9 protein-coding genes are annotated in these 11,982 nt (G+C 68.9%); 5 read left to right on the top strand and 4 right to left on the bottom strand.

Annotated elements, in window-relative coordinates; translation table 11 throughout:
* The first annotated feature begins 83 nt into the window (after positions 1-83).
* From ABIC61_RS11885 to ABIC61_RS11875, 3 genes are all read left to right on the top strand, one after another.
* Positions 84-833 carry a CPBP family intramembrane glutamic endopeptidase gene (locus tag ABIC61_RS11885; protein WP_354030058.1) on the top strand — a complete coding sequence of 250 codons (750 nt, stop codon included), beginning with the start codon at positions 84-86 and terminating at the stop codon, positions 831-833.
* 67 nt (positions 834-900) lie between these two features.
* On the top strand, positions 901-1,380 hold the full coding sequence (locus ABIC61_RS11880; RefSeq protein WP_144755273.1) for a peroxiredoxin: 480 nt from the start codon (positions 901-903) through the stop codon (positions 1,378-1,380).
* Positions 1,381-1,624: 244 nt separating this feature from the next.
* Entirely contained in the window at positions 1,625-2,173 is a 549-nt protein-coding gene (locus tag ABIC61_RS11875) for a hypothetical protein (RefSeq protein WP_354030057.1), read from the top strand.
* A gap of 334 nt (positions 2,174-2,507) precedes the next feature.
* Here the strand turns inward: ABIC61_RS11875 and ABIC61_RS11870 are convergent, their stop codons facing one another.
* Entirely contained in the window at positions 2,508-4,292 is a 1,785-nt protein-coding gene (locus ABIC61_RS11870) for an ABC transporter ATP-binding protein (RefSeq protein ID WP_079238423.1), read from the bottom strand.
* Between the two features lie 116 nt (positions 4,293-4,408).
* On the opposite strand from ABIC61_RS11870, the gene ABIC61_RS11865 reads away from it, so the two are divergent.
* On the top strand, positions 4,409-5,038 hold the full coding sequence (locus ABIC61_RS11865; protein WP_144755279.1) for a PH domain-containing protein: 630 nt from the start codon (positions 4,409-4,411) through the stop codon (positions 5,036-5,038).
* Between the two features lie 14 nt (positions 5,039-5,052).
* Here ABIC61_RS11865 and ABIC61_RS11860 read toward each other — a convergent pair whose 3' ends face one another.
* The 3 genes from ABIC61_RS11860 to ABIC61_RS11850 form a co-directional block, all read right to left on the bottom strand.
* Positions 5,053-6,069, bottom strand: a complete 1,017-nt coding sequence (locus ABIC61_RS11860; protein WP_079239202.1) for an ABC transporter permease — start codon at positions 6,067-6,069, stop codon at positions 5,053-5,055.
* A gap of 46 nt (positions 6,070-6,115) precedes the next feature.
* The gene (locus tag ABIC61_RS11855) at positions 6,116-7,639 is read right to left on the bottom strand and encodes an ABC transporter permease (RefSeq protein WP_079238421.1); all 1,524 of its coding nucleotides are present in this window, start codon (positions 7,637-7,639) and stop codon (positions 6,116-6,118) included.
* Positions 7,640-7,876: 237 nt separating this feature from the next.
* Positions 7,877-9,637: an ABC transporter family substrate-binding protein gene (locus tag ABIC61_RS11850; RefSeq protein ID WP_144755285.1), complete on the bottom strand. Its 1,761-nt coding sequence runs from the start codon at positions 9,635-9,637 to the stop codon at positions 7,877-7,879.
* A gap of 319 nt (positions 9,638-9,956) precedes the next feature.
* Here ABIC61_RS11850 and ABIC61_RS11845 point away from each other — a divergent pair, with 319 nt between their 5' ends.
* A complete protein-coding gene (locus ABIC61_RS11845; protein ID WP_354030056.1) occupies positions 9,957-11,954 on the top strand; it encodes a S9 family peptidase in 1,998 nt (665 codons plus the stop codon).
* Positions 11,955-11,982 lie beyond the last annotated feature (28 nt).

Raw genomic sequence — 11,982 nt, 5'->3', positions numbered from 1 at the left:
CGGCAGCATCGGCGCCACGCCCGCGGGCAGAACGCCCGACACGCCAGTCTACCGGTAGTTCGCAACCGACAGGAGTACAGCCGATGAGCCGACGGCGAACGTGGACCGAGATCACGATCGTGCTCATGCTCTCGCTGGGTGGCAGCGCCCTGTACTCGGTGCTCCAGATCATCGACGACCTGTCCCAGACGACCCCCCTCGGACAGCAGTCCACGGCGCTCAACACCTCGACGACCACGGTGCAGTACGTCGACCTCGCACGGCAGCTGGTCGGCATCGCGGTCGACCTGGCGCCGGTCGCCCTCGTCTGCTTCCTGCTCTGGAGCACGACGCGCCCGCACCTCGCTCGACTGGGCATCGACCGGTTCCGCGCACGCCCCGACCTCGGCGGCGCGGCGCTCATCGCCCTGTGCATCAGCATCCCGGGGCTGGCGCTGTACTTCACGGGCCGCGCACTCGGGTTCACCGTGAACGTGAACCCGGCGGCACTCGACTCGTACTGGTGGACGATCCCCGTCCTGCTGCTGTCCGCGATCCGCTCCGGCCTGCAGGAGGAAGTGATCGTCGTCGGGTACCTGTACGAGCGCCTCGGCGGCCTCGGGTGGGGCCGCTGGCAGGTCATCCTGTCGACCGCCGTCCTGCGGGGCAGCTACCACCTGTACCAGGGCTTCGGCGCCTTCGTCGGCAACGCCGTGATGGGCGTCGTGTTCGGCTGGATCTACACGAAGTGGGGTCGGCTCCTCCCGCTCGTGATCACGCACTGCCTGCTCGACGCCGCGGTGTTCGTCGGGTACCCGTGGGTCGCGCACGCGTTCCCGCAGCTCTTCCGCTGACCGGACCCACAGAGAACCCACAGCGCGGCGCGGCGACGCACCGATCCCGCGGCCCTAGCGTGAGCACATGAGCATCCCCGAGATCGGCGATCCTGCGCCGGGCTTCACCCTGCCCGGCATGATCGTCCGCGACGGGACACGCCTCGACGACGAGTACTCGCTGTCCGCCGAGATCGGCCGGACGATCGTCCTCGCCTTCTACCCCGGCGACGCCTCCCCCGTCTGCACCGCCCAGCTCTGCAGCTACCAGGAGGAGCTCGACGACTTCGGCGACCTCGGGGCCGTCGTGTGGGGCGTCAGCCCGCAGGCGCTCGACTCCCACGAGGACTTCGCCCGCGGCTCCTCGCTCACCTTCCCGCTGCTCAGTGACACCTCGGGCGACGTCATCCGCGCCTACGGCGTGCAGGCGCCGGGCATCGGGCTCCGCCGTTCGGTGTTCGTCATCGGCCCCGACGGCGTGGTCCGCTGGCGGCACGTCGGACTCGTCGGACTTCGTTTCCCGAAGGCCGAGACGATCCGGGCGCAGATCGAGCTCCTGGTCGCCTGAGCGCACCCTCGATGCGCGTGCATTCAGTTCCCGCACGATCAGCGTGTCGATTTCCGGAAATAAGTCCAGTGGGGTATTGACACCCGAACTGGGGGCCGAGGAACATTGTCCGCACGAGAGGTCCACACAGGATCTGCCTCCCCGGAGAATCGGGTCGTCCGGAGATACGCGCCGGTGTGTCACACCCGCTCCCCGGACGTCTCCGGGGAGGCATCTCGTCACTGCGTCTCGTACGCTCGTCGGCGTGACCACGATCCTCGCCCCCGGCATGCGCACGCTCGCCGTCGTCCTCTGGGTCGCCGCCGTCGCCCTCGTCCCGCTCGCGCTCATCACCGGTGACACCCCCTGGCTCGCGCCCGTCCCGAGCCTGTTCATCGCCTTCGTCGCCTGGGCGGTGCTGTGGCGGCCCCGGTACGAGCTCACGTCGGAGCACCTCCGCATCGTCGACGTCCGGCGCACGAGCACGTACGCCTGGCGGCGCGTCACCGAGGTCCGCACCAAGTACGGCATCGAGGTCGTCTCGAGCGAGGGCGTCCGTCGCACCTGGCTCGCGACCCGCAGGTCGGCACGGCTCAGCGCCGTGGTCGACGGACGGCCTGGAGGCGCGGATCACCTCGACGTCGACGCTGCGGCCGAGCGCATGCGGGCCTTCGTGCCCGCCCCGCCGGCGCAGGACGGCCCACCTCCGGCGACGGTGACGGCTGCGCCGATCACCCACCGGGCGCACGGATGGACCGTCGTCGGGCTGATCGTCCTCGGCGTCGTCGCGACCATGGCGGCCGCGCAGCTCTGACCGCAGGCGGCCTGGGGCGGGCGTACCTGGCCGATTCGGGCGTACCTGCCCGTTCCTTTCGACTGGGTACGCCCGTTTCCGCTTCCCACCGCACCCGTCATGGGAGAGAACGAGCGTGGCGGACCCGCACCGCGCCTCCAGGCCGCGGCTATCGCGTCCGCGCCTGCCGGACGCGGGCGTACCTGGCCGATTCGGGCGTACCTGGTCGTTCCTTTCGACTAGGTACGCCCGAATCCGCTTCCCACCGCACCCGTTATGGGACAGAACGGACGCAGGAAACACGACATCCCCGACGTCGTGGGACGTCGGGGATGTCGTTCGGTGTCGGCGGCGGCTACTCGTCCGAGCCCGCGGCGAGGATCTGCCGGCGCAGCTCCCGACGCTCGCGCTGGACGTCCGGGTCCGGCAGGGGCACCGCGGCGATGAGTCGCTGCGTGTACGGGTCCTGCGGGTCGCGGAGGATCTGGTCGCGCGTGCCGACCTCGGCGAGGTGACCGTGGTGGAGCACCGCGATCCGGTCGGCGAGGACGTCGATGACCGCGAGGTCGTGCGTCACGAACAGGCAGGCGAAGGCGAACTCACGCTGCAGGTCCTTGAGCAGCTCGAGGACGGTGGCCTGCACCGACACGTCGAGCGCCGACGTCGGCTCGTCCGCGATGAGCAGCTTCGGCCGCAGGGCCAGCGCACGGGCGATGCCGATGCGCTGCTTCTGCCCACCGGAGAGCTCGTGCGGGAACCGGGTGGAGTACGCGGTGGGGAGACGGACCGCCTCGAGCAGGTTCTCGACCTCGCGCTCGAGCTCGCGGCCCTTCATGCCCTTGCCGAGCAGGAGGGGCTCACCGATGGACTGCCCGATCGTCATGCGCGGGTTGAGCGACGACGACGGGTCCTGGAAGACGATGCCCGCGTTCTGGTGCACCTGGCGGACGAGCGAACGGGTCGGCTTCGAGAGGTCGACACCGGTGACCTCGAGGCCGCCCGAGGTGATGGGCAGGAGGCCGATCGCGGCACGGCCGAGGGTCGACTTGCCGGAACCGGACTCGCCCACCAGGCCCACGACCTCGCCCTCGTGCACCGTCAGGTCGACGCCGTCGATGGCCCGGAAGGCCTTGACGCGCCCGCGACCCGGGTACTCGATGACGACGTCCTTGAACTCGAGGACCGCCGGGCCGAGCGTCTGGACGACGTCGGTGTGGAGCAGGGTCTCCCCCACCTGCACCGAGGTGTCCTGGTTCTCCTGCTCGACGACGGACTCGAGGGTCTCGGTGAGGTCGATGACGACGTCGCCCGCCTGGCCGAGCCGGGGCACGGCATCGAGCAGCGTCTGCGTGTACTCGTGCTGCGGGGCGGCGAAGACGTCGCGCACGCTGCCGGTCTCGACGGCCACACCCTGCTTCATGACCACGATGCGGTCGGCGAGGTCCGCGACGACGCCCATGTCGTGGGTGATGAGCAGCACCGCGCTGCCGAGCTTGCCGGCGAGGTCGCGGATGAGGTCGAGGATCTCGGCCTGCACGGTGACGTCGAGGGCCGTGGTGGGCTCGTCGGCGATGAGGAGCTTCGGGTCGCAGGAGATCGACTGCGCGATCATGGCACGCTGCCGCTGACCGCCCGAGAGCTGGTGCGGGTACGAGTCGAAGGCCTTCTGCGGGTCGGGCATCTCCACCAGGGTGAGCAGCTCGATCGCGCGGGTCTTCGCCTCGCTCGGCGAGATGCCGTAGTGGATGCGGAGCGTCTCGACGATCTGCGACCCGACGGTGAAGACCGGGTTGAGGGCCGTCATCGGCTCCTGGAAGATCACCGCGATCTCCTTGCCGCGGTACTCGCGCAGCTGCGCCGACCGGAGGCCGAGGAGCTCGGTGCCGTTGAACTCGATCGACCCGTTCACGCGGGCGTTCCGTGGCAGGAGGCCGAGGATCGACATCGAGCTCACGGACTTGCCGGAGCCGGACTCGCCCACGAGCGCGAGGACCTCACCGGAGCGGATCTCGTAGGAGAGCTTCTTGACGGCGGGGGTCCAGACGTCGTCGACCGCGAAGTCGACGTCGAGCCCGGAGACCTTGACGACGGGGGTGCTGGTGGCGGCCGGGGTGGTGGCCGCGGAGGCGGGCGTGCTCAACGACGTCCGGTCCTTTCCCGGCCGCTCGTGGCGACCGCGTGGGTGGTGATGGTGGAGCGCTGGCGTCGGGGCTGCAGGCGTGCGGAGCGACGGCTCCGACCTGCGACGATGGAGGCATGCCTGCCACCCCGACGACGCGCGATGTGTTCGTGTCCCAGTTCAACCGCGGACTCGCGATCGCCCTGTGGCTGATCGTGGCCCTGCTCTTCGTCACGACGGTACTGAACGACACGACCTGGCAGGACCGTGTCCTCGCCCTCGTGCCGACGGCCTTCGGTGTCCTGCTCGGCTGGGTGGCGCTCTGGCGTCCGCGGCTGACGGTCGGCGACGACGGCATCGAGGTCGTCAACGTCTTCCACACGGTGCGGGTGCCCTGGGCGGCGCTCGTGCACGTCGACACGCGCTTCGCCCTGACGCTCGTCACGCCGAACCGCAAGGTCGCCGTCTGGGCGGCCCCGGCCCCCGGTCGAGCGGGCGTCGCCCTGGCCCGCCGGCAGAACCAGCGTCACGGCAACGTCGTGCCCGACACCGGAGACGGCAACCGCCGCGCGGGCGACCTGCTGTCGACGGCGTCCGGCGATGCGGCGTACCTGATCCGCCACCGCTGGGACGACCTGCGCGAGCGGGGCGCCATCGAGCTCGGCACGGCGGACACCGTGCGCGTGCCGGTCACGCTGCACTGGGCGTCGATCGCGCTGCTCGCGGCGACCGCCGTCGGTGGCTGGTTCGCCATCGCGGCTCGCTAGGACCCGGGGGGACGTCACGCGCTGATCATCTCCGAACCGGAGGTGTTCTCCGGCTCGCGCGTCTTGCGGAGGCTGAACCGCTTCGAGCGCGGGTCGAACGCGTCGCGCAGGCCGTCACCGATGAAGTTCACGCAGAGCGCGAGCAGCACGATGAACGATGCAGGCCACCAGAACAGGTACGGACGCGTCTGGAACGCCGACTGGTTCTGGCTGATGAGCAGACCGAGCGACGAGTCCGGCGCCTTGATGCCGTAGCCGAGGTAGCTCAGGGCGGTCTCGAGCAGGATCGCGGAGGCGATGAGCAGCGTTGCGGAGACGATGATCACGCCGATCGCGTTCGGCAGGATGTGGCGGAAGATGATCCGGCCGTCCGAGGCACCGGCGACCCGCGCCGCCTCGACGAACTCACGTTCGCGGAGCGACAGGAACTCGGCACGCACCAGACGAGCGATGACCATCCAGGACACCAGACCGAGCAGGAGCGCCAGGCCCCACGCGCCGAGACCGTTGGCCGTCTTGCCGACCACGGCGCCGATCACGATCGCCGGGATGACGATGAAGATGTCGGTGATGCGCATGAGCACAGCGTCGACGGTGCCGCGGAAGTAGCCCGCGATGGCGCCGACGACGACACCGATGATCGTCGCGAAGACGCCGATCACGATCATCACGAGCACCGAGTTCTGGATGCCGCGCATCGTCAGGGCGAAGTAGTCCTTGCCGATGCGGTCCTGACCGAACGGGTGGTCCGAGGTCGGGGCGCCACCGTTCTGCAGGTCCTCGAGCGCCTTGTACGAGTAGTGCCACCAGCCCGGGATCGGGCCGAGGCCGACCGCCGAGACGGCGAAGACCAGCACGAGGACGTAGACGATCAGCGCGATGACCGCGAGGCGGTTGGCGAGGAAGCGACGGAGGATGATCCGTCCCTGGCTCTCGCCGAGCTGCTTCTCGTGGGAGTCCGGGGTGTTCCCGACGCCCGTGCCGTCGCCGATGTTGGGTTCGAGCGGTGCGCCGCCCTGGATGGTGCTCATCGGGTTCCCTCCTGGGAGTGCAGGGTCGTCGGTCCCGTCGTCGCGGTCATCGGACACGCACCCGCGGGTCGAGGGCCGAGTAGGCGAGGTCGGCGAGGAAGTTGAACGCGATCGCGGTGATCGCGATGACGAGGAAGTACCCCATCACCGGGTTCACGTCCGTGATCGACAACCCGCTGTTGAACAGGCTGCCCATGCCGGAGATCGCGAAGACGCGCTCGGTGATGATCGCGCCACCGAGCAGCGCGCCGATGTCGGTCGCCACGAGGGTCGCGATCGGGATCAGCATGTTGCGGAGCGCGTGGCGCACGATGACGGTGCGCTCCGGCAGGCCCTTCGCACGGGCGGTGCGCACGTAGTCCTGGTCGAGGACCTCGAGCATGCCCGAGCGGGAGTACCGCGTGTAGCTCGCGAAGCTGATGAGCAGGAGCGAGATCGTCGGCAGCAGCAGGTGCGTGTAGGTGTCGATCCCGTTGATCCAGAAGTCACCGGTCAGACCGGGCGTCTGCGAACCGACGGTCGCGATCGGACGGGACACGTAGTTCTGCGTGTAGTCGATCCACGAGCGCATGAAGCGGTCGAGCAGGATGACGCCGGCGCTCAGGAACGCGGTCAGTGCACCGATGCGCATCATCAGGCCGCGGTCGTGGCCGCCGACGAACCAACCGGACGCCAGCCCGACCAGGACGGTGACCACCGCGAGGATGAAGATCGTCGCCCCGGACGAGACGTTCAGCAGCCCCTGCAGCGCGAAGTAGCAGATGATCGCGACGAGCACGTTGATGCCCGCGACGAGCCATGCCCGACGGTTCTTCGTGCCGGCGAGCAGCGCGACCATGGCCAGGCCGATGCCGGCGCTGAACAGGATCACGAAGACCGGACCGAGCGACGGGTTGGTGAACCACCCGGTCGCCTGCATGAGCAGGAGCATGCCGGCGGTCACGACGGCACTGATCGCACCGACCACGAGCCGACGCTTCAGGATGCCCCCGACCACGAGCTGGATGACCAGTCCGACGACTATCGCGATGACCACGAGGTTGACCGGTGGGATCTTCGGGTCGACGAGGAAGTTGTTGTAGTCGAGCGCGATGAACGACTTCAGCAGCACGGCCATCAGGAAGGACGGCAGCGAGTACAGGAAGAAGCTGACCAGCGTGATCGAGTAGTCGAAGCCCGAGTAGACGCGGAGGGCGGTGACGACGCCGAGGCCGATGCCGAAGATGATCGCCAGGATGAACGAGAACGTCACCAGCTGGATCGTCGAACCGACGGCCTGCGGGAGGAGCTCGGCGACCGGCTGGTTGTTGAACGTCGTGCCGAGGTCGCACTGACCGATGACGCACTTGCCGACGCCGGTGATCCAGAGCCCCCAGCGGAGCGGCGGGATGACGTCGAGGTGCTGCGCCGCGGTCCGTGCAGCGATGAGCTGGTCACGGTTCGGCGAGTTGCTGCTCTGGAGGTCCTGCAGGGGGTTTCCCGCGATCGCCGCCAGGTTGTACATGATGAACGATGCAGCGATGAGGATGAGGACCGAGACGAGGATCCGTCTCGCGATGAAACTCACCATGGGCGATGGGTGCCTCTCCGGTGTGGTGGATCGTACTGCTGGTCGTCCGATCGGGCGGCCCGAGCAGCAAGAGTACTGGGTCCCGCCACGCGGTCTTCGTCGACTGCGTGCGGCGGTGGGTGCCGGGGTCTCCGGCGGAGGGTGGGGGCCGGGCAGGGTCCCGGCTCACGGGAGGGCGCCGGACTCGTCGAGTCCGGCGCCCCCTCGTGTGTGGTGCTGATCAGCGACCGGTCAGGATCACTTGGTCCAGTCCCAGACGTTCCAGACGATGCCCGTCTGGCCGCCGAAGTACTTGACACCCTTCAGCTGCGAGCTCGTGGCGAACAGCCCCGGGCTCTGGAACAGCGGCAGGCCGTAGGCCTGGTCGAAGGCGATCTTGTCGATCTGCTGCTTCATGTCGTCGAGCTTCGACTCGTCCAGCGTCGTCTGCGTCTCGACAGCGAGCTTCGAGGCCTCTTCGTTGGCGAACTTGTTGTAGTTGCCCTCGTTGTTGGTCTGGAAGAGCTGCGGGATCGCGGCGTTGCCGGCACCCGGGTTGACCCAACCGAAGATCGAGGCGTCGTAGTCGCCACCCGCGAGGAGCGAGGACCAGTCGGGCGAACCGCCGTCGACGACCTTGATGCCGGCCTTGGCAGCCGAGGACTGGATCGCCTGGAACGTGTCCACGCGGTTCGGGTTCTCGGTGTTGTAGAGGATCTTGACGGTCGGGGTCGCACCGTTCAGGAGCTTCTTCGCCTGGTCGATGTCGACCTTCGAGTACTCGTCGGAGTCGTTCGACTTCACGGCCTCGTCGTAGCCGTCCTGGCCCGGCAGGTAGAGCTGCGAGTCGAGGACCTTGGCGTCCTTCTGGATCGGGGTGACGATCGACTTGAGGATCTGGTCACGCGGGATCGTGAGGAGGAAGGCCTTGCGGACGTTCTCGTCCTTGAACACGGACGAGCCGAAGTTCAGGTCGAGGTGGTCGTAGGCGACCTGGGCGCCGTCGATGACCTTCACGCCGGAGGCGGCGTCGAGGGCCTTGACGGTGTCGGCGGACGCCTGCGGCTGGATCGCGTCGACCTCGCCGTTCTGGAGGGCCGTGACCTGGGCGTTGGCGTCACCGATGAAGCGGACGACGAGCTTGCCGAAGTTCACCTTGTGGTCGCCGGTGTACTCCGGGTTCGGCACGAAGGTCATCGACTGCTTCGGGGTCCAGGCGGACACCATGAGCGGGCCACCCGAGACGAGCAGCTTCTTGTCGCTCGGCAGGCTGGTCTTGTCGTAGCCCGTGTTGATGAAGTCGGCGACCTTCTTCAGCGTCGAGTTCGCCGGGGCCGGGTTCGCGGTGTCACCGGCCGGGGTGTCCTTGAGCGCCTTGAGCAGGTCGTCGGTGGTCGTGCCCGCCTCGTCCGCGACGACGTGCGCCGGGAACTGGATCGGGTTGACGAGGTTCCAGTCGACGTACGGCTTCTTGTACGTGAGGGTGATCGACGTCTTGGTGATGTCGGTCGGGTAGTCCGTCTGGAACGGCGACGCGGCGGCGAGCGAGAAGTACTGCGTCCCGCTGGTCACCTTGCCGTCGGCGTCCTGCGTGTCGGAGTCGTAGTACCCGGAGGCCTGCGCCCAGCCCAGGAGGAGGTCGTCAGAGGTGATGGCCTTGCCGTCGGACCACTTCGCGTCCTTGTTCAGCGTGTACTTGACCTTGAGCGGGTCGTCGCTGAGCTTCTTGACCGTGCCGAGGTCGGTGTTCGGCGTGATCTTGTAGTCCGAACCCAGGGTCACGAACTGCGGCTGCGTCATGTAGTTGAGCATGCCGTTCATGTCCAGGTTGCCCTGGGGGGTGTTGAAGTTGAACGACGTGACCTCGTTCACCTGCGCGATGGTGATGGTCTTGTTCGACGCCGAACCGGACTCGTTGGCACTCGGAGAGGTGGTGCAGCCGGCGAGGGCGATCGCTGCCGCCCCGGCCAGGGCGACGACGCCGAGCAGCTGGCGTCCCCGCTTCTTGGTGATGTTCACTCTGTGATCCTCCTGATGGAATGTGATCGAACGTGCAGGAGGCATGCCTCCACGGCGCGTTCGCAAGAACCATAGGTGCGGGTCGGAGGGCCCTCAAAATCTCCGGAGAAGTTGTTACACACCGGAAACGTGCGCGGCAGATCGTTGCGTGAGACTGTGAATATTTGCGCCACTACGGTGCCATACGCAACGCGTGCGCTTGACGTTGCAAAGGATTCTGAACAGTCTTGCAACACACCCCGGAGTCGATGAACGCTCGGGGAACGTCTCGCGGCAGGTTCCGAGGACGCCGGACCGAGTCTGGCCGTAGCGTGAACACGTGCTCGCGAACGACATCCCCCACCTCCACGTCCCGTCCTCCCCGACCGTCAGCGGCGATCCCCGGAGCGGAGGTGCGGCCTTCGTCGCGGTCTCGCGACCGGACCTCGAGCAGGACGCCTACCGCAGCACGATCGAGCGGGTGACCGGCGACGGTGCCGTCCGCTGGACCGCCGGTGACCACGACTCGTCGCCTGTTCTCTCCCCCGACGGCCGGTGGCTGGCGTTCCTCCGCAACGACGAGAAGGACCGTCCCCAGCTCGCTGTCGCGCCGGTCGACGGCGGCGAGGCCCGTGTCGTCACCGCACTGCCCCTCGGAGCCGGGACGCCAGTCTGGTCCCCCGACTCCACGCGCGTCGCCGTCACGGCACGCTTCCCCGAGCCGGGCCGCTACGGGTCGGCCGTGTCCGCAAGCGACCGCCGTCCGGCTCCGAACGCCGAGGCTCCGCGTCTCATCACCCGGCTGGACTTCCACGTCAACGGCACCGGGTACCTGCTGGACAAGCCGCAGCAGTTGGTCGTCGTGGACGTGACCGACCGCGACGCCCCGCTCGTCGACTCCGCGCTGACGAGTGCCCCGTGCTCCGTCTCCGCGCCGGTCTGGTACCCGGACGGCAGCGCGCTGCTCGTCGTCGCACCGCGCGACCTCGGAGCCCGCGAGACGCACGACGACGACCTCTACCGCGTCGACGCCGCCGAGGGGACGATCACCCTCGCCGTCCGCACCGAGGGCTCGGTCAGTTCCGCCACGGCGACCCCTGACGGCACCGTCTACTACACCGGTGCGTCCCACCTCGAGGGTCGGCTGGTCGGCGAGCCGGAAGGCCTCTGGGCGGCTGCGCACGGCAGCGACCCCGTCCGCCTGACCGCGCGCGAGACCGTCGACGTCACGGGGACGCCCGCGGTGTACGGCGACGACGTGCTGATCGCCGTCCTCGACCGCGGCACCGTCGGGATCCGCCGGGTCCCGACCGGGACGGCTGCGCCGCTGCAGCTCGACGAGCTCCCGACGGTGCTCGGCGGCCACGTGGTCGTGTCGGGCTTCGACGTGGACGGGGACGTGCTCGTCGCGACCGCCGGCACGCCAGCGTCCCCCGGCGAGGTGCACGTCGTCGACCTCACCGAGCGAAACGACGGATCCACCGACCCCGGCGCGCAGCCCGCCACCGTCCTCACCGACTACGCCGCACCGCTCCGCACCGACGCTGCGGCCCCTGGCGTCCGCCGTATCGAGGAGCTCACCGGCACCTCCCCCGACGGCACCCCCGTGCACGGTTGGGTGGTCCTGCCCGAGGGCGAGGGCCCGCACCCCGTGCTCCGGGTGGTCCACGGCGGCCCGTTCGGCCAGGACACGTGGGCGTTCTTCGACGAGGCGCAGGTGTACGCCAGCGCCGGCTACGCCGTCGTCATCGGCAACCCGCGCGGTTCCGGCGGCTACGGCCTCGAGCACGGCCGCGCGGTCATCGGGGCGATGGGCACCGTCGACGTGGACGACGTGCTCGCCCTGCTCGACGCCGCACTCGAGCGACCCGACCTCGACGCGACCCGCGTCGGCATCATGGGCGGCTCGTACGGCGGCTTCATGACGAGCTGGGTCGCGGCGCACCACGGCGAGCGCTTCGTCGCCGCGTGGAGCGAGCGTGCCGTGAACGCCTGGGACTCGTTCGCCGGCAGCTCCGACATCGGCTGGTTCTTCGCGGACGCGTACGTGGGCGCGGACCCGGAGGAGCAGCGTCGCCGCAGCCCGTTGTCGTACGCCCACCAGGTCACGATCCCGTTCATGGTCGCGCACTCCGAGGAGGACTGGCGCTGCCCGATCGAGCAGGGACAGCGGCAGTTCGTCGCGCTGAAGCGCGCCGGTGTCGACACTTCGTTCCTGGTGTTCCCGGGCGAGGGGCACGAGCTCTCGCGCGCGGGTCGTCCGCAGCACCGCGTGCAGCGGTTCGAGCACGTGCTCACGTGGTGGGCGAAGCACCTGCCCGTCACGCCGGTCGCCTGACCGGACGGACGACGGACGGGAGGCGCGG

The organism is Curtobacterium sp. 1544 (assembly GCF_040544915.1).
Taxonomy (GTDB): Bacteria; Actinomycetota; Actinomycetes; order Actinomycetales; family Microbacteriaceae; genus Curtobacterium; species Curtobacterium pusillum_C.
Note: the sequence above shows the minus strand (reverse complement) of the source record. Positions and strands in the feature narration are given on the sequence as shown.

Excerpts from the sequence above, each read along its gene's own strand:
- ABIC61_RS11885 (WP_354030058.1), top strand. The coding sequence starts at position 84 with ATGAGCCGACGGCGAACGTGGACCGAGATCACGATCGTGCTCATGCTC.
- ABIC61_RS11880 (WP_144755273.1), top strand. The coding sequence starts at position 901 with ATGAGCATCCCCGAGATCGGCGATCCTGCGCCGGGCTTCACCCTGCCC.
- ABIC61_RS11865 (WP_144755279.1), top strand. The coding sequence starts at position 4,409 with ATGCCTGCCACCCCGACGACGCGCGATGTGTTCGTGTCCCAGTTCAAC.
- ABIC61_RS11860 (WP_079239202.1), bottom strand. The coding sequence starts at position 6,069 with ATGAGCACCATCCAGGGCGGCGCACCGCTCGAACCCAACATCGGCGAC.
- ABIC61_RS11855 (WP_079238421.1), bottom strand. The coding sequence starts at position 7,639 with ATGGTGAGTTTCATCGCGAGACGGATCCTCGTCTCGGTCCTCATCCTC.